Below are 17,723 nucleotides of genomic sequence, written 5' to 3'. Positions count from 1 at the left end.
GTGTCGGGTGTCGGCCACCGGCCGCCCGTCCATGACGGACGGCCCCCACGCTCGAGCGTGGGGGCCGTCCTCGGTGTGGCGCCGGTGGGTCAGCCGCCGGCGAAGGTCACCTCGGTGCCGCACTTGGCGTTCTGGTTCAGGCAGGACTTCACCAGGGGGCCGAGGTGGGCCGGGTCCCAGGCGTTCATGAAGTCACCGTGCATGGAGGACGGCTTGCCGGAGGAGAGGCTGAGGCCGTCCCCGCCCAGCGACTGGTAGTTGACCATGAAGGACAGGTCCGGCACCGCCACCGGGTACTTGCCGGTGCAGACGCCGTTGACCGGGTCGCCCATGTGCGACTTGTGGTCGGGGGAGTCGATGTTCTTGCCGTCCCAGCAGTCCTTGAAGACGAGCTGGAAGATGAGGTTGCCGCCCGGGGCGCAGACCGGCCAGTTGCCGTCGGCGCTGCGGCCGGTCTCGGCGCTGCCAGCGCACCAGAACTGGTTGCTGCCGGCGTTCTTCGGCGTGTCGACCTGCTTCTTGGCGTCGCCCTCGACCATCCGCAGGCCCGGCGGGAACGGCTTGACGGTGGACGGGTCCTTGACCCGCGAGCCGTAGTAGACCCGGAAGCTCTTCATCGGTACGGGCTTGCCGTCCTTGCGCAGCTCCGGCGTCCAGTAGGCGCTCAGGTCACCGGGAGCGTTGCAGGTGGTCTTCGAGGACAGCAGCTGGTCGGTCGTGGTGAACGCGTCGACCTTCGGGCCGAAGAAGGTGTGCATGTGCGAGGCGCCCGGCAGGCCGGGGACGACGATCGGGTCGTCCGGAGCCGAGTTGGCGAGCTCGCAGTCGGTGTGGAACTCGGGGACGCGGGTGGTCCCCGGCGTCACCGGCTTCGGCTTGATTGCGTTGAAGGCCGCCAGTTCCTGGTTCCACCGGGCCTGGTCGACCGGCACCCAACCGGCCGCCGGCGGCGTGCCCGGCGTGGTGCCCGGGGTGGTCGGCGTGGTTGCCGGGGTCGTCGGCGTCGCCGGGCTGGCGCTCGGCGTGGGCGACGCGCTCGGGGTCGTGGCGGTCCCGGAGCCGAACGTGAACCAGTTCAGGTTCACGAAGTCCGACCGGGAGGTGCTCTTCATGACGGCGAAGACGGTCTGCGGACCGGACGGCACGCTGGTCGCCGTGGCGGTCACCGTCGTCCACTTCTGCCAACCGCCGGTGTGGGCGATCGGGAAGCTGGCCAGCAGGGTGCCGGTCTGCGTACCGAGGCGCAGCTCGACGGCGCCGCCGTCGGTGTTGTTCGCGGCGACCCGGGCCTTCAGGTCGGCTCCGGTGATCGACACGCCGTCGTAGCGCAGCCAGTCTGCGTTGCCGAGCCAGCCGACGTTCTTGCCGCCGTCGGCGTCGCCGGTGCTCTCGGTCTGCGCGCCGGACTGCGCCGCGAAGCCCTCCGCCTGGATGCGGCCCGGCACGGCGACCTCTTCGGCCTGGGCGCCGGCGATGTAGATGCCGCTGCCGGCCAGGGCGGCGGCGACCGCGGAGGCGAGCGTGATGCGGGCGAGGCGGCGGCGCTTTCGCGTCCGGTCCGGCGGTGCGACGTGCGCGGGGGGAGTCCGCATTACCAGTGATTCCTTCGAGTCGGCGATAACGCTCCTGTCGACTGAAGTATGTGCACGTCCAGGGCTTGCGGCAACGTACGGAAAAAGAATTAAGGAGGGTGGTGGGCAAGTCTCCTGGTGGCCGCCGTTCCGACGTCGGATAACAATTTTTGGCCCGCACAGCCTTAAGTTTGTATTAAATCCGTCGACGGGGGTCGCCTGGCGTCCCGATTCGGTGATGACGAATTCTCCGGTTACGAATCGTGTTCGCGTCGAATACTGGAGGCATGCCTTCGAGGACGGGCGTCCCCCGGCTCACGCGCCAGCCGGGTCGGCTGGTGGCCTTCAGCGACGCCGTCTTCGCCATCGCCGTCACGCTCCTCGTGCTGGAGATCCAACCGCCGAGGGACTTCGGGCACCTCCTGCGGGGCCTCGGGGCGTTGTGGCCGTCGTACCTGGCGTACGCGTTGAGTTTTCTACTTGTCGGGCAGGTCTGGGTCAACCACCACGTCATGTTCGACCGTGTCCGGCACGTCGACCGTCAGGTCCTGTTCCTCAACACGCTGCTTCTGATGGTCATCGCGTTCCTGCCGTTCTCCACGTCGCTGCTCGCCGACGCGCTCCGCGCGGAGCAGGGACTGCGCACGGCGGTCGTCGTCTACGGCACCACGCTGTGGGCGGCGGCGGCCCTGTTCAACGTCATCTGGGCCCGTCTCCGCCGGGCGCGGCTGCTGGACCCCGGCCTCGGCCCCCTCGGCGTCCGGGCCATCGGTCGCCGATTCGCGCTCGCGCTGGCCTGGATCGGCTCCGGCGTCCTCGTCGGCGCGTTCCTGCCGATCGCGGGCGTCGTCATCATCGCGGCCTTCCTGCCCGCCTACTACCTGCCCATCCGCGGCGAGGACGGCGAGGACGGCGAGAGCGCGCACCGCCCCGGCTGAACCGGACCCGAGGACCCGCGGACCGACTCGGCGTACACCGGCGACGAGGCCGCCAAAATAATGTGGGTGCGGCTGTCGATCGGGACCGGCTCTGTTCGTAGCCAGGGTGAGGGCCCGGCATCGAGACGGGCACACACCCGCCGGGAGGCATGATGACCACCACTGCGAACACCACCCGCACCACCGCGTCGGCCTTCGGCGCGCTGATCGGGGCCGGTGTCGTCGCCACGGTCGCCGCGAGCGCCGCCACCATGGTCGTCGCCGCCGCAGGTCGCACGGCAGGAATCAGCCTCGACGTGAGCGGTGCCCCGATCCCGGTCGCCGGGTTCGGCGTGCTGACGACCGCCTTCTCGCTGGTCGGCGTCGTCCTCGCCGCGCTGCTGTCCCGATTCGCGCGACGCCCCCGTCGTGCGTTCCTCCGTACGACGGTGGTGCTGACGGTCCTGTCCCTGGTGCCGGACGTGATCGCCGACGCCGACACGGCCACCAAGGCGCTGTTGATGCTCACCCACCTGGTCGCGGCCGCGATCGTGATCCCCGCTGTCGCGCGCCGTCTGGCCGCCTGAACCGTCACCGACCATCCCGCTGTCGAACTACCGAAAGGATCGTCATGAAGCAGTATCTGCTGTCCGTGCACCTCGTCGAGGGCGCTCCCGCCATGTCGGACGAGGAGACGGAGACCATGTTCGCCGAGACCGGCCGGATCAACGACGAGATGCAGGCCGCGGGCGTCTGGGTCTTCGCCGGGGGCCTCGTGTCGCCGGACAGTGCCACGGTCGTCCGGATCGAGAACGGCGCCACGACCATGAGCGACGGGCCCTTCGCGGAGACGAAGGAACACCTCGCCGGTTTCTGGATCATCAAGTGCACGGACCTGGACGAGGCGCTCGCCTGGGCCGAGACGTGCGCGGCGGCCTGCGGACCGGTCGAGGTGCGTCCCTTCGACGACCTGTCCCAGGCCTGACCACGAGCCGGTCGACCGACATGGACCTGGCGGGCATCTACCGCGCGGAGTACGGCCGCTGCGTCGCCACCCTGACCCGCGTCCTCGGCGACATCAACCTCGCCGAGGAGGCGGTCCAGGACGCCTTCACCACGGCGGTGCAGAAGTGGCAGACGCCGCCGCCGAACCCGGGCGCCTGGATCGTGACGACCGCGCGCAACCGGGCCATCGACCGGCTTCGGCGGGAATCGACCCGCGAGGCCCGGCACGCCCAGGCCCTCCTGCTCCAACAACAGGACGCGCCCCAGGAGGTGGGACCAGTGAAGGACGACCAGCTGCGACTCATCTTCACCTGCTGCCACCCGGCGCTCGCCCCGGAGGCGCGGACGGTCCTCACGCTGCGTCTGCTCGGTGGTCTCGAGGTGCCGGAGATCGCCCGGGCCTACCTGCTCCGGGAGACGACCATCGCCCAGCGGATCGTGCGCGCCAAGAAGAAGATCCGGGACGCCGCCATCCCGTACCGGGTACCCGCCGACCACGAGCTGCCGGATCGACTGCCGCCCGTGCTCACCGTGCTCTACCTGATGTTCAACGAGGGCTACGTGTCCACCTCGGGGCCGATGATCAGGACCGACCTGTGCGCCGAGGCGATCCGGCTCGCTCGCGAGCTGGCCGCGTTGATGCCCGACGAGCCGGAGGTCCTGGGCCTGCTCGCCCTTCTGCTGCTGACCGAGGCACGCCGCCCGGCCCGCCTCGGTCCGACCGGCGACCTGGTGCTCCTCGCCGACCAGGACCGCTCACTGTGGAACCGGGATCTCATCGCCGAGGGGCACGATCTGGTCCGGCGGTGTCTGCGGCGCAACCAGCCCGGCCCGTACCAGATCCAGGCCGCGATCGGCGCTGTGCACACCGACGGCGCGGCCACCGACTGGCGGCAGGTCCTGGCACTGTACGACCAGCTCCTGGCGCACGCGCCGACTCCCGTCGTGGCGCTCAACCGGGCGGTCGCGGTGGCCGAGGTGCACGGCCCCGAGGCCGCCCTCGCCGCGGTCGAGGCGATCGACCTTCCCGGCTACCACCGGCTGCCCGCCACCCGGGCCGAGCTGCTGGCCCGACTCGGACGCGACGCGCAGGCCCGCGCCGCCTACGACGAGGCCATTGCACTGACCAGCAACGACACCGAACGCGCCTTCCTGGGGGCGCGCCGGAGCGAACTCACCCACACGAGGAGACCATCGTGACCGCGACCTACACCTTCGACGTCTTCATGAGCCTCGACGGCTTCGGCAGCACCACCGGCGACTGGGGTGGCTACTGGGGCAAGCAGGGCCCGGAGTTGCTTCAGCGTCGCCTCGCCACATACGGCGAGGACCACCGCATGGTCTTCGGCGCCCGCACGTTCGAGCTGTTCGGGCAGATGCTTGCCGACAGCACCGAGGAGTCCGACGTCCGGGACGCCTGGGTCACCCGGATGACGAACCTCCCGGCCACTGTCGTGTCGAACACCCTTCAGGGACCGCTCGACTGGCCGGACGCGACCCTCGTCCGTGGTGACGCCGTCGACGTCGTCGCCGGGCTCAAGAAGGGGTCCGAGGTGCCCCTGCGGTCGCACGGCAGCCTGTCGATGAACCGGGCACTGATGGCCGCCGGCCTGGTCGACCTCGTCCAGGTGACCCTCTTCCCGGTGGTCACCGGTCAGACCGGGACGGAGCCGATCTTCCACGGGGCTGCGGACTTCGACCTGGAGCTGGTCGAGAGCCGCACGCTCGACGGTCGGACCCAGGAACTCCTCTACCGACCGACCCGGCACACCTGAGTCCTTTCCACCACACGGCGGTTGGCGCGGTGCACCACATCGGTGCTTGCCGTGGCTCATTCGGTAGCCTCTGACACGTTCTGACAACGTCTGACGGAGCCGTCTGGCATGGGGGACTGATGAGGGACCAGCGTGCCGCCGCGGAGTCGAGTCAGGACGGACGGGCCGCCGCTGAGAGGTTCGCCGAGCAGTTGAGAGCACTGCGCAGCACGGCGGGGAACCCGTCCTTCCGCAAGATGGCGGGGCGATCAGGACGTATCTCGCACACGACGCTGCACGAGGCCGCCGCCGGGACCCGTTTTCCCTCGTGGGAGACCACGCGGGAGTTCGTCCGAGCGTGCGAGGCGGACGAGGCCCTGTGGCGGCGCCGATGGGAGGACGCGCAGCGCCCGGGGACGGTCGCCCGGCCCGGCGGAGACGATGACGACGTGCCGGTCGTCGCCGCGTCCGCGCCGAAGGAGCAGGGCGTGTCGCAGGCCGTGGAGGCCCCGCAGGCCGGGGATGACGTCGTGGGTACGCGGCGGCGGCGTCTGCTGTGGCTCAACGCCGCAGTGGTGGTGCTGGTGGTGGCGGTGGCCGTCGTCCTGGGTGGGACCGTTCGTGGCCGGTCGGGCTCGGGCGGCTCCGGCACACCGACGGCGTCACCGACCCCGTCGCCGTCCACGACGACGTACTCGGACTCGCTGATCCCCGGGGACTCGAGCAGGTTCGTCGCCGACGTCACCATCCCCGACGGCACCCAGGTCAAGGTGAACGCCCAGTTCGACAAGGTGTGGGCGCTCGCCAACGTGGGAGAGGTCGAGTGGCACAACCGGTACCTGGCGCGGATGGAGCCCACCGCCGACGGTGACGGCTGCCGGACACCGGATCGGGTGCCGATCGGTGACACGCCGCCCGGCGAACAGGTGATGATCCGTGTTCGGGTCACCGCGCCGAGCGTCCCTGGCAGGTGCTGGGTCAGTTGGAAGATGGTCGACGAGGCTGGCCGGGAGTACTTCCCGACCCGACGGCCGGTGTACTTCATGGTCACCGTGACCGCCTGAGGTCAGGTCGCGATGTCAGACACGGGCGTCGAGCCAAGCTGACAACACCGCATTCATCGAGGTCGGTGACGGTCTGACGGATCTGACAGGCCGCCGGGGGTACCGAACACCAGGGCACTTCTCGCAGGGTGAGGTCGAACCGAGAACGACTCACCAGCTACGAGGAGGAGCCACCTTGCGCCGTCCCTGGTTAACCGTCGGACTCGCCGCGCTCTGCGTGGCCGTCGGCGTCCCGGCCCACGCGGCGGCATCCGGTGCCACAACGCAGCGGACCGCCACCGCGGCCGCGCGGCCGATCGTGGACATGGAGGCCACCGTCCTGGCCGCCCAGATCGACCCCCGTCGGGCCGACAACACCCTGACTCCGGGTGCGAAGAACTCCGTGCTCGCCGTGGAGCAGGCGTTGCAGGCGCAGGGCCTGCTGAACGCGCAGTGGGTCGACGGCTACTTCGGCACGGTGACCGTCTCGGCGTACGCGGCGTACCAACGCTCGCTGGGCTACACCGGCCTGGCCGCGAACGGCCTGCCCGGTGTGACGTCGCTGACGAAGCTCGGACAGAACCGCTACACGGTCGCCAACACGATCGGACCGGGCACGAAGGTCCCGCGCGACGGGTACGTCGTGAACGCCCGAACCCAGGCGATGCTGGCCGAGGCGCAGCGTCTGCTGGGCCAGACGCTGGTGCTCGAGCAGGGCTCGTACAACCCCGGGGGTGACCCGACCTCGGCCGGCACGCATGACGGCGGGGGTGTGGTGGACATCGCGGTCACCGGTATGACCGCGACCCGACGCACCGCCGTCGTCCGGGCGCTGCGACGGGTCGGCTTCGCCGCCTGGCTCCGTGACCCGAGTCAGGGCGACTGGCCGTGGCACATCCACGCCGCGGCGATCAGCGACACGGACCTGTCCAGCCAGGCGCAGCACCAGACCGGTGACTACCACCTCGGCATGAACGGCCTGGCCAACCGTGGCCCGGACGACGGCCCCCAGATCCCGATCCAGACCTGGGAGCAGTACCAGCGCGGGCAGTGACCCGCACCCACCCCCCGCACCGTTCCGGAAAGGACACCATGAACATCCGTAGAAGCCTCGCCTCGGTCGGCGTCGCGCTGGCCGCGGCCACCTCGATCCTCAGCGTCGCATCGCCCGCGTCGGCAGCGGCTCGGGACGGGGTCTGCGACAGCGGCGAGTTCTGCTACTACTACAACAGCGACAACGCGGGATCGCTCTCGGACTTCACCGGTTCGCTCGACGACTACGGCACCGAGCAGCCCTCGTGCTACGACTTCAAGGGCGCGGGCGCCGGCAAGGGCCTGTGCATCAAGAACGAGGCTGCCTCGGTCTGGAACCGCAGCACCAAGACCGTACGCGTCTACTACAACAGCGGCTACGCCGGTTCCTACCAGGACTTCGCGGCCGGTGCGAAGACCAACCTCAACGCCACGCTGAAGAACAACAACGCCTCGCACCAGTTCTCGCCGTCGACGCGCACGAACCTGTCGTACGCCCTGTACCAGGCCAGCGGCGGCACTGTCACGTGCGGCTTCGACGGTTACACCACCACGCCCGGCCGGCACGAGGGCATCGACATCGCCCGCAGCGTCGGTTCGGACGTGCACGCCCTGGTCTCCGGAACGGTCACCTACGTCGCGCGGGGCAGCACCGGCAGCGGCGGACTGTCCACGATCTCGGTCTACAACTCCTCGTCCAACAAGACGGTGATCTACCTGCACACCGCGCCGAGGTCCGGGGTGAGCGTGGGCGACGCCATCAGCAAGGGCGAGATCATCGCCGACGAGTCGTGGCACGGGGTGTCGTCCAGCTCGGGCGCGCACACCCACGTCGAGGTCCGGGCCGGTCGGCAGACCCACGCGGCCGTCAGCGTCGGCGACCCCACCCTGGACAACGCCGACCCGACCGCGTTCTGGAACTCCCAGGGCTACAACGAGAAGTAGGACGTCATGAATCTCCGCAAGGGCCTCGCCGCCGTCGGCGCCGTCCTCGCCATGTCCGCCTCCATCCTGAGCGTGGCCTCGCCGGCAGCGGCGGCCGAACGGGACGGAACCTGCGACAGCGGCGAGTTCTGCTACTACTACAACAGCAACCAGGCCGGCTCGGTCTCCGACTTCACCGACTCGCTGGACGACTACGGCACGACCCAGCCGACCTGCTACGACTTCAAGGGCGCGGGCTCCGGCAAGGGCCTGTGCGTGAAGAACAACGCGGCGTCGGTGTGGAACCGGACCGGCAAGACCGTGCGGGTCTACTTCAACAGCAACTTCGCCGGTACGACGCAGGATTTCGCGGCCGGGGCGACTGGCAACCTCAACGCCACGTTGAAGAACAACAACGCCTCGCACGAACTGCTGAGCGGGCCGACGGGCTGTAGCACCGACGGCACCAACAGCAAGCTGCCGAGCACCATCCTCGTCTACCGGGTCGGTCTCGGGCGCGTCGACCGGGTCGACTTCAAGACGTACGTCAAGAACGTCCTCCCGAACGAGTGGGTGTCGAGCTGGCCGGCTGCCTCGCTGGACGCCGGTGCGATGGCCGTGAAGAGCTACGGCTGGTACTGGGCGCTGCACTCGACCCGCAAGACCTCCGGCGGCCAGTGTTACGACGTCCGGGACGACACGGGCGATCAGGTCTACCGGCCGTCGTCGGCGCAGACCTCGACGTCGGCGGCGGTGGACCGGACCTGGTCGACCCGGTTGACCCGGAGCGGCAACATCCTGCGGGCGCACTACTGCGCGACCACCACCGCGTGCGGTGGCTGGGTGGACGGCGACTGGCTGTCCCAGTACGGCTCGCGTGATCTTGCCAACTCGGGCAGCAGCTACCAGACGATCCTGCGCCACTACTACCGCGACGTGGTCATCTCCTGACGTCACGCGTCGACCGTGCCGCCCGCCGCACACGGCGGGCGGCACGCTCGTGGTCGGCCCGGCGCGGCCGAAGCGGTCGCCGGGCCGAGGGGACGCGCCCGCGCCGCTCGTAGGGCGACGGGTGGCAGACTCGTCAGCGTGAACGACATGGCCGCACCGACGATGGACGGTGAGCTGGAGAGCGTCAGTCTGGTGGACCTCGCCGTCTCCCGGCTGACCCGGGACATCCTCAGCGGCAAGAGCGATCCGGGCGAACGCCTCGTCGAGGAGCAGCTCACCCGTCGGCTCGGGATCAGCCGAGCGCCCCTGCGGGAGGCGCTGCGGTTGCTGGCCCAGCAGGGGCTGGTCGAGCACGTGCCCCGACGAGGCGTCCGGGTCGCGACGCTCTCCGACCGCGACGTGCGGGAGCTGTACGAGCTACGGGACGTCCTCGAACGATTCGCGGTGCGGGCGGGGATCCCGGTGGCCAGGGAGAGCGACCTGGCGGGGTTACGGGCGACGCTTCAAGCGATGCGGGAGGCGACAGGGGCCGGCGACCGGATGGCGGTCGCCGAGTCGCACCGGGCGTTCCACGTCGCGCTGGTCGCGCTCGCCGGCAACCGTCAGCTCTCCGCCGTGTACGGCTCGATCCTGGTGAAGTTGCAGCTCTACATGGCGATCAACCTGCGGCGTGAGGCGGAGGCGGCGCAGCCGTCGGACGGGGTCCACCGGCACGAGCGGTTGTTCGAGGCGGTCGCCGGGGGAGACCCCGAGGAGGTTCTCGCCGTGCTGTCCGGGCACGGCGCGCGCTCCTATCTGGATTAGGGCCGGCAGCCGGGCGCGCAGGCCGTCATGTCCCCGTTACAGAACGCGCCGCTCGCTGTAACAGAACGGTCGACAATCGACAGTATGCCAAAGCCAGTCGGATCCATCTCGGACCTGCGGACGGCGTACCGCGAGGGCCGCCTGACCCCGACGGACCAGGCCGAACGCGTGCTCGACGGGCTGGCCTCCAGCGCCGACGGGCCGGTCTGGATCAGCACCGTGCCGGCCGGCGACCTGCGGGCCCGAGCCGAGTCGCTGACCCGCCACGGTGATCCCGCGTCACCCCTGTACGGGATCCCCTTCGCGGTCAAGGACAACATCGACGTGGCCGGCATGGTGACCACGGCGGGCTGCCCCGACTTCGGATACGTGGCCTCCGAGGACGCGCCGGTGGTGCGCCGACTGCTCGACGCCGGCGCGCTACTCGTCGGCAAGACCAACCTGGACCAGTTCGCCACCGGCCTGACGGGCGCCCGCTCGCCGTACGGCAGTTGCGAGAGCGTCTTCGGTGGCGGCCTCATCTCCGGCGGCTCCAGCTCCGGCTCGGCGGTCACGGTCGCCGCGGGCCAGGTCAGCTTCGCCCTGGGTACGGACACCGCCGGCTCCGGCCGGGTGCCGGCGGCGCTGAACGGGATCGTCGGCGTCAAGCCCACCCGTGGTCTGCTCAGCACGGCCGGTGTGGTGCCCGCCTGCCGCTCGCTCGACTGCGTGTCGGTCTTCGCTCCCGACGTGGCGGGCGCCGTCGACGTGCTGCACGCCGCCCGTGGCGTCACCTCGGCCGACCCGTGGGGACGTCCGTTGCCGGCGGAGCGGGTGGTTGCCCGCATGCCGGGGACGCTACGCCTCGGGGTGCCGTGGGCAGAAGACCTCGAGTTCTTCGGCGACGCCGGGCAGGAGGCCCGTTTCGCCGCCGGCGTGCAACTGCTGCGTACCCTCGTCGGATCTCTGCGGTCGGTGCCACTCGCCGCCTTCTTCGCGGCGGGTGACCTGCTCTACCAGGGGCCCTGGGTGGCGGAGCGGCTCGTCGGCCTGGGTGACTTCCTGCGGACGCGTCCGGAGTCGGTGCTGGCGGTGACCCGGGCCGTGCTGGAGACCGGCCTGCGGTACGACGCGGTCGACGCCTTCCGGGGCCGGCACCGCCTGCGTGAGCTGCGCGCCCAGGTCGACCACCTCTGGGAGGACGTCGACGTGCTCGTCGTGCCCACCGTCGGCACCACGTTCACGCTCGACGAGATCGCCGAGGACCCGATCGGGCGCAACGCCATGCTCGGCCGCTACACCCAGTTCGCCAACCTGCTCGACCTGGCCGCGGTGACCGTACCCAACGGCTTCACCCCCGCCGGCCGACCGGCGAGCCTGACCCTGCTCGGCCCGGCGTTCAGCGACACCACCCTGGCCCGGCTGGCCGCGACCCTCACCACGGGCGGCGACGCGACACCAGGACCGGCGGTCGGCGCGATGTCCGCCGCGCCCCCGGCCGAGGTGCTGATCGCCGTGGTCGGCCGGCACCTGACCGGCGAGTCCCGCAACGGCGAACTGCTCGGGCGCGGCGCGGTCCTCGCCGGCGTCGCCCGTACCGCGCCGCTCTACCGGCTCTACCGGATGGACACCGCCGACGGCGAAGGGCTGCCCGGACTGGTCCGGGTCGCGCCGGAGACCCCGACAGGCCACCCGATCGAGGTCGAGCTGTGGCGACTGCCCAGCGCCGCGCTCGGTGGGTTGCTGGCCGGCGTGCCGGCACCCCTGTCGCTCGGCTGGGTCCGACTGCACGACGGGCGGGACGTCCTCGGCTTCCTCTGCGAGGCGTACGCCGCGGGCCCTCCGGCCGAGGACATCAGCGCCAGCGGTGGATGGCGGGCCTACCGCCGCTCGGCCGCGGCTCGGCGCTGACCCGGGCCGTACCAGCGATCACGACAGGAGGCGAGAGGATGGCAAGCATCGGGCCGGTACCGGCCAACCCCTATCCGTGGCCGTACGACGGTGTCGCCGACACCGCGCGGACCGCGCTGCTCTGCATCGACTGGCAGACCGACTTCTGCGGGCCGGGCGGCTACGTCGACGCGATGGGCTACGACATCGGTCTCACCCAGGCCGGCCTGCCGGCCACCGCCCGGCTGCTGGAGCACGCCCGGTCGCTCGGGATGCTGGTCGTGCACACCCGGGAGGGGCACGACCCCGACCTGTCCGACCTGCCGGCCAACAAGCGCTGGCGTTCGGCCCGCATCGGCGCGGAGATCGGCGGGGCCGGTCCGGCCGGCCGGATCCTCGTCCGGGGCGAGCCGGGGTGGGAGATCGTGCCCGAGGTCGCCGCGCTGCCCGGCGAGGTGATCATCGACAAGCCGGGCAAGGGCGCCTTCTACGCCACCAACCTCGACCTCGTGCTCCGGACCCGGGGCATCACCCACCTGATCCTCACCGGCATCACCACCGACGTCTGCGTGCACACCACCATGCGCGAGGCGAACGACCGGGGATACGAGTGCCTGATCCTCTCCGACTGCACCGGCGCCACCGACAAGGCCAACCACGACGCGGCACTGCACATGGTCACCATGCAGGGCGGCGTCTTCGGCTGCGTCACCACATCCGACGACGTCATCGCCGCCACGGCGAAATGAGGTGAGCCCATGCCGACCATCGCCGACGCGCGGCCCGGCCCGTACTCCTTCGACATCCCGACCACGGCGCTGCTCGTCATCGACATGCAGCGCGACTTCCTGGAACCCGGTGGGTTCGGTGCGAGCCTCGGCAACGACGTGAGCCAGTTACGCCGTACCATCGCGCCGCTCGCGGCCCTGCTGGCCGACGCCCGCGCCGTCGGCCTGGCCGTCGTGCACACCCGCGAGGGGCACCTTCCCGACCTGTCCGACTGCCCGCCGGCCAAGCTCAACCGGGGCACGCCGAGCAAGCGGATCGGTGATCCCGGGCCGACGGGCCGGATCCTCGTCCGCGGCGAGTACGGCCACGACATCATCGACGAGCTGTCGCCGCTGCCCGGCGAGCCGGTCGTCGACAAGCCCGGCAAGGGCGCCTTCCATGCCACCGACCTGGACGTCCTGCTCGCCGAGCGGGGCATCCGCAGCCTCCTGGTCGCCGGGGTCACCACCGAGGTGTGCGTGCACACCACCGTCCGGGAGGCCAACGACCGCGGGTACGAGTGCCTCGTGCTCGCCGACTGTGTCGGGTCCTACTTCCCGGAGTTCCACCGGGTCGGGCTCGAGATGATCGCCGCCCAGGGCGGGATCTTCGGGTGGGTCGCGGACTCGACGCAGGTCCGTGCCGTGTTGCCCACCACGTCCGCGTTGCAACCCTCCTCCTGACCGGGAGCAGTCATGGTCTCCACGAAGCCCACCGTCGTGCCGCTCCCGTTCTGGGTACGCGGCGACACCAACGCGTTCTTCGGTTTCGGCGTCAACGTCCTGGTCAACGTGCTCACTCTGACCGGGCTCTGCATCGGCGTGGTCAAGCTGCCCGAGGGGGAGGTGTTCGGCACGATCCTGCCGGCGCTCGGCATCGCCCTGGTCGCCGGCAACATCTACTACACCTACCTGGCCCGCCGTCTGGCCCGTCGGGAGAACCGCGCCGACGTGACGGCCCTGCCGTACGGGCCGAGCGTGCCGCACATGTTCATCGTCATCTTCGTCATCATGCTCCCGATCTACCTGCGCACCCAGGACCCGGTGCGGGCCTGGGAGGCCGGGCTGGCATGGGCCTTCATCATCGGCGTGATCGTGCTGATCGGCGCGTTCGTGGGGCCCTACATCCGCCGGTACGCGCCCCGGGCGGCGCTGCTCGGTACCCTCGCCGGAATCTCGATCACCTTCATCTCGATGAACCCGGCCGGGCAGATGTGGCGGATGGCCTGGGTGGCCCTACCCGTCCTCGCCCTGCTGCTGATCGGCCTGCTCACCGACGTGAAGCTGCCGTTCAACTTTCCGATCGGGCTCGCGGCCCTGCTGGTGGGCACCGCCATCGGCTGGGCCGGCGGTGCGATGTCGGTGCCGGACGTGACGGCCGCCGCCCGGGACATCGCGGTCGCCGTACCCTCGTTCAAGCTGGACCTGCTGTTCACCGGGCTGTCCGACATGGCGCCGTTGCTGGCGACGGCCATCCCCCTCGGCGTCTACAACTTCACCGAGGGCATGACGAACGTGGAGAGCGCGGCGACGGCGGGGGACAACTACAACCTGCGCAGCGTGCTGCTGGCCGACGGCGCGGGCGCGGTGATCGGCGCGGCGCTCGGCTCGCCGTTCCCGCCCGCCGTCTACGTCGGCCACCCGGGCTGGAAGGCGGCGGGTGGCCGCAGCGGCTACTCGATGGCTACCGGCGTGGTGATCGCGGTGCTCTGCTTCCTCGGCATGTTCGGGCTGCTCGCGGCCATCTTCCCGACGGCGGCCATCGTGCCGATCCTGCTCTACATCGGCCTGCTGATCGGGGCGCAGGCGTTCCAGGCGACCCCACGGGCGCACGCGGCGGCCGTGGTCGCCGCGCTGGTGCCGAACATCGCGGCCTGGGCGACCGGGCAGATCGACAACGCGTTGGCGGCGGCCGGCACCAGCGCGGCCGCGGTCGGCGACGACGCGCTCAACGGGGCCGGCGTCGTGTACGACGGGCTGCTGGTGCTCGGCCGGGGCGCCATCCTCGCCGGCCTGGTGCTCGGCGCGGTGGTGGTCTTCGTCATCGACAAGCGGTTCGTCCGGGCGGCGATCTTCGCCGCCTCCGGCGCGGTGCTGTCGTTCATCGGGCTGATCCACGGCGAGCGGATCGAGTGGAACGCCAACGGGCAGGTGGCCCTGGGCTATCTCTTCGTCGCGGTGATCTGCGCGGTCTTCGCGCTCGGCCGTCCCACGCCACGCGAACCGGACCCGGGGGAGGCCGAGCTGGACGAGGCGCCCGGTGCCGCCGCGCCCACCACCGACCAGGAACCCGCCGAACAGCATCCCGCGGCGGTGCGTGGCTGAACCGCCCGACCGGACCGATGGAGAGGACGGCACCAGATGGAGATCGATCGCACGGACGTGGTCGCCGAGGTGGCGGCGGCCTTCGCGGGATACGAGCGGGCGCTCGTCGACGGTGACGCCGACGCGATCTGCGGGTACTTCTGGGACTCCGACCGGACGGTGCGGTTCGGCATCGCCGACCATCAGTACGGGCTCGACGAGCAGCGCAAGTGGCGGGCCGCGCAGCCACCGCTGCCGGCGGGCCGCCGGCTGGTCGACCCGAGGATCAGCACGTTCGGCGCGGACCTCGCGGTCGTGACGACCCGATTCGGGTACGCCGACAGCGCCGCGACCGGGCGGCAGACCCAGACCTGGGTACGCCTGCCCGCCGGTTGGCGCATCGTCACCGCCCACGTCTCCGAGCCCGCGCCGAACGTCGACTGAGCTGGCCGGCAGGCCGTACGACGAAGCGCCCCGTCCAGACTGGACGGGGCGCTTCGTGGTGTCAGCCGAACGGCGTGCCGGGCGTCCGGTGGTCCTCGTCGGCGCGCGACAGCGGCGCGGCCACCTCGATCCGGGGCGACCGGTCCGGCGGAAGGTGGGCGGGGTCGGCGATGACGACCACGTCCACCTCGCCGTCGACCATCTTCTGCTCGACGGTCTCCCACGATGCGCGGACGATCCCGTTCAGCCGGTACTCATGTCGGCGCAGGTGGGTCAGACACGTCGCGATGGCGTGTTCCGACGGCTCGATGTGGGCGGGTACCCAGATGACGGCTAGCTCCATGATCTCTCCTGATCAACGTCGTGGACGCGGATGGGCGATCAGGAGCTGCCGTGGTGGCGGGGGACCCCGCTCCACGGGTCGACCGGTGGCTCGATTGTCGAAGGGGAGGACGGCGCGTCCCCGGTGCAGCGGCCCGACGGCCGGCGGCCCGTCGGTGGCCGACGCCGCCAGGTCGGCACCACCGGCGCTCGTGCTGGTCGGTGCGGACACGAAGGCCAGGACCAGCGCCGGTGGTCCCGGTAGCGGGGGAGCGGGAGGGACCGGCGTCGGTGCAGGTGCGGCGGTCATCGCCGTCCGCTCGCGCGCCGGCAGACGACGGTCGACGCCGTCGGCACGGGACGCCTGCACCGTCTGGGGCGGGGCCGCCGGCGGCGTGGCGCGGGTGGCCGACGGGGCGACCGGTGTGGGCGCGGTGGGTGGCGAGGACGGCTGTCGCGTACGAGGCGGTCGAGTGGGCGCGGGTGCGGACGGTTCCGTCGTCGGCAGGCGAGGCACGGTGGCCGTCGGCAGGGGCAGCGGGGTGGCCGTCGGCAGCGGGACAGCCGTCGGCAGCGGCAGGGGCAGAGCCGTCGGCAGGGGCAGGTCGATGTGCAGCGGAGTCTCGAGCACGCCCCGCAGCAGCGAGCCGACGATGCCTGGTGCCCCGGGATCGTCCACCGAGCCGGTGGTGCTGGGCATCGGCACCGGCGCTGGGGAGACGAGATCGACGGAGACGAGTTGCGCTGCGGCGGGCTCCGCTGCGGCGGGCTCCGCGCCCAGGGCCGCCGCGAGCGCGGCCGCGCCGAGCGCCACCGCGCCGAGCGCCGCCGGCGGCGGGCAGTGCTTCGGGCGTGTCACGCGGATGCCCGCGACGATCGCGCCCGGCCCGGCTCGACACGCCGGTGCCGTTGTCCGAGCAGTCGCTCGTCGACCCGTGGCGTCCCACCCATGCGCGGGTTGTTGCCCCCTCGGGACTCCGGCTACACCTGCCACCGGCGGATCGACGCCGGTCAGGGTGCCCAGCCCGCCCTGTGAGCGATAACAAGGCTCGCGTTCGGCCCGTCCGCCGCGTCCGAGACGCACGGCCCGCCGGTCCGATCCCGTACCGGCATTGAGTGGCGACGATGAGCTGCGCTCCGCGAACCGGTGCCGTGCGGGGCGTCGTGTGGCCGGCTCGTTACGTCTTGACGAACAGCATGTTATCGCTCACTCTCGATGCAGAGGTCGGCGGCGTCGGTGGCTCACCGGGCGGGTCCCGCGGTCGCGCCTCGACGTACGGCGTCCCCACGGGCAGCGGACGCCGTCTCAGGACTCGTGTGGTTCCCGGTGCACGCCGGTCGATCCCGCGTGCGTCGGTGCGCGGTGGGCCAGGATGACCGTCCCGGATTCCGTGGCCCAGCCGACGTGCGCCGCCGGGAACAGGTCGTCCTGAGCGAAGTGGCACCTCACCACCGCCGATGCACCCACCGAAGAGGAACGACATGACATTGAGAAGGAATCTGCTGGCGACGGCGACCCTCGCGGTCACGCTGACCGCGGGTATCACGGTCGCGCTGGCACCCATGGCCAGCGCCGGAACGACGTTGAAGGCATCGGCGGCCGAGAAGGGCCGCTACTTCGGCGCCGCCGTCGCGACGGGCAAGCTCTCCGACGGCCAGTACACCAGCATCCTCAACGGCGAGTTCAACAGCGTCACCCCCGAGAACGAGATGAAGTGGGACGCTACCGAGCCCCAGCAGGGTCGGTTCAGCTACACCGGTGGGGACCGTCTCGTCAGCCATGCCCAGGCCAACGGCATGAGCGTGCGGGGGCACGCGCTGTTGTGGCACGCCCAGCAGCCGGGTTGGGCGCAGGGCATGTCCGGGACCGCGCTGCGTAACGCCGCCATCAACCACGTCACCCAGGTCGCCACCCACTTCCAGGGCAAGATCTACGCCTGGGACGTGGTGAACGAGGCGTTCGCCGACGGTGGCAGCGGTGGGCGGCGCGACTCCAACCTGCAGCGCACCGGCAACG

General features: G+C 71.1%; 19 protein-coding genes. 16 read left to right on the top strand and 3 right to left on the bottom strand.

Translation table 11 applies throughout. From position 1 onward, the window contains the following. Window positions 1-89: 89 nt before the first annotated feature. Complete coding sequence (locus ABZU91_RS22455) at window positions 90-1,592, bottom strand: DUF1996 domain-containing protein (protein ID WP_355243642.1); 1,503 nt, start codon at window positions 1,590-1,592, stop codon at window positions 90-92. A gap of 266 nt (window positions 1,593-1,858) precedes the next feature. Here ABZU91_RS22455 and ABZU91_RS22450 point away from each other — a divergent pair, with 266 nt between their 5' ends. From ABZU91_RS22450 to ABZU91_RS22380, 15 genes are all read left to right on the top strand, one after another. Next, a complete protein-coding gene (locus tag ABZU91_RS22450; RefSeq protein ID WP_355243639.1) occupies window positions 1,859-2,509 on the top strand; it encodes a TMEM175 family protein in 651 nt (216 codons plus the stop codon). A 152-nt stretch (window positions 2,510-2,661) separates the two neighbouring features. Continuing rightward, window positions 2,662-3,075: a DUF6069 family protein gene (locus ABZU91_RS22445; RefSeq protein ID WP_355243636.1), complete on the top strand. Its 414-nt coding sequence runs from the start codon at window positions 2,662-2,664 to the stop codon at window positions 3,073-3,075. A gap of 44 nt (window positions 3,076-3,119) precedes the next feature. Continuing rightward, window positions 3,120-3,473 (top strand): YciI family protein, encoded by a 354-nt coding sequence (locus ABZU91_RS22440; protein ID WP_355243633.1) that lies wholly within the window; start codon window positions 3,120-3,122, stop codon window positions 3,471-3,473. A 20-nt stretch (window positions 3,474-3,493) separates the two neighbouring features. Next, window positions 3,494-4,693, top strand: a complete 1,200-nt coding sequence (locus ABZU91_RS22435) for an RNA polymerase sigma factor (protein WP_355243630.1) — start codon at window positions 3,494-3,496, stop codon at window positions 4,691-4,693. Further along, window positions 4,690-5,268, top strand: coding sequence for a dihydrofolate reductase family protein (locus ABZU91_RS22430; RefSeq protein WP_355243627.1), 579 nt, complete (start codon window positions 4,690-4,692; stop codon window positions 5,266-5,268). Before ABZU91_RS22435 ends, ABZU91_RS22430 begins: the two co-directional genes overlap by 4 nt. Window positions 5,269-5,387: 119 nt before the next feature. Continuing rightward, window positions 5,388-6,311, top strand: coding sequence for an NBR1-Ig-like domain-containing protein (locus tag ABZU91_RS22425; RefSeq protein WP_355243625.1), 924 nt, complete (start codon window positions 5,388-5,390; stop codon window positions 6,309-6,311). Between the two features lie 175 nt (window positions 6,312-6,486). After that, on the top strand, window positions 6,487-7,344 hold the full coding sequence (locus ABZU91_RS22420) for a peptidoglycan-binding domain-containing protein (protein WP_355243622.1): 858 nt from the start codon (window positions 6,487-6,489) through the stop codon (window positions 7,342-7,344). A 38-nt stretch (window positions 7,345-7,382) separates the two neighbouring features. Next, window positions 7,383-8,267 carry a peptidase inhibitor family I36 protein gene (locus tag ABZU91_RS22415; RefSeq protein WP_355243619.1) on the top strand — a complete coding sequence of 295 codons (885 nt, stop codon included), beginning with the start codon at window positions 7,383-7,385 and terminating at the stop codon, window positions 8,265-8,267. A gap of 6 nt (window positions 8,268-8,273) precedes the next feature. After that, window positions 8,274-9,197 (top strand): SpoIID/LytB domain-containing protein, encoded by a 924-nt coding sequence (locus ABZU91_RS22410; RefSeq protein ID WP_355243617.1) that lies wholly within the window; start codon window positions 8,274-8,276, stop codon window positions 9,195-9,197. Between the two features lie 147 nt (window positions 9,198-9,344). Beyond that, window positions 9,345-10,001 carry a GntR family transcriptional regulator gene (locus tag ABZU91_RS22405; RefSeq protein ID WP_355243819.1) on the top strand — a complete coding sequence of 219 codons (657 nt, stop codon included), beginning with the start codon at window positions 9,345-9,347 and terminating at the stop codon, window positions 9,999-10,001. An 84-nt stretch (window positions 10,002-10,085) separates the two neighbouring features. Then, a complete protein-coding gene (atzF, locus tag ABZU91_RS22400; protein WP_355243614.1) occupies window positions 10,086-11,891 on the top strand; it encodes an allophanate hydrolase in 1,806 nt (601 codons plus the stop codon). Window positions 11,892-11,929: 38 nt separating this feature from the next. Then, window positions 11,930-12,619, top strand: coding sequence for an isochorismatase family cysteine hydrolase (locus tag ABZU91_RS22395; protein ID WP_355243612.1), 690 nt, complete (start codon window positions 11,930-11,932; stop codon window positions 12,617-12,619). 9 nt (window positions 12,620-12,628) lie between these two features. Next, window positions 12,629-13,321 carry an isochorismatase family cysteine hydrolase gene (locus ABZU91_RS22390; protein WP_355243609.1) on the top strand — a complete coding sequence of 231 codons (693 nt, stop codon included), beginning with the start codon at window positions 12,629-12,631 and terminating at the stop codon, window positions 13,319-13,321. A gap of 12 nt (window positions 13,322-13,333) precedes the next feature. Beyond that, window positions 13,334-14,962, top strand: a complete 1,629-nt coding sequence (locus tag ABZU91_RS22385) for a regulator (protein ID WP_355243606.1) — start codon at window positions 13,334-13,336, stop codon at window positions 14,960-14,962. A gap of 36 nt (window positions 14,963-14,998) precedes the next feature. Next, window positions 14,999-15,385 (top strand): AtzH-like domain-containing protein, encoded by a 387-nt coding sequence (locus ABZU91_RS22380; protein ID WP_355243603.1) that lies wholly within the window; start codon window positions 14,999-15,001, stop codon window positions 15,383-15,385. 61 nt (window positions 15,386-15,446) lie between these two features. On the opposite strand, the gene ABZU91_RS22375 is transcribed toward ABZU91_RS22380, so the two are convergent. Next, on the bottom strand, window positions 15,447-15,728 hold the full coding sequence (locus tag ABZU91_RS22375) for a hypothetical protein (RefSeq protein ID WP_355243600.1): 282 nt from the start codon (window positions 15,726-15,728) through the stop codon (window positions 15,447-15,449). Window positions 15,729-15,740: 12 nt separating this feature from the next. Then, entirely contained in the window at window positions 15,741-16,565 is an 825-nt protein-coding gene (locus tag ABZU91_RS22370; protein WP_355243597.1) for a hypothetical protein, read from the bottom strand. Between the two features lie 623 nt (window positions 16,566-17,188). Between ABZU91_RS22370 and ABZU91_RS22365 the strand changes: the two genes are divergently transcribed. Beyond that, window positions 17,189-17,723: endo-1,4-beta-xylanase (locus ABZU91_RS22365; protein ID WP_355243594.1), on the top strand; the 535-nt coding region annotated here is incomplete at its 3' end.

It is taken from the genome of Micromonospora sp. NPDC005174, from assembly GCF_040608495.1.
Classification (GTDB): domain Bacteria; phylum Actinomycetota; class Actinomycetes; order Mycobacteriales; family Micromonosporaceae; genus Micromonospora.
The sequence above is the reverse complement of the archived record's forward strand: the minus strand, read 5'-3'. Positions and strand labels throughout refer to the sequence as shown.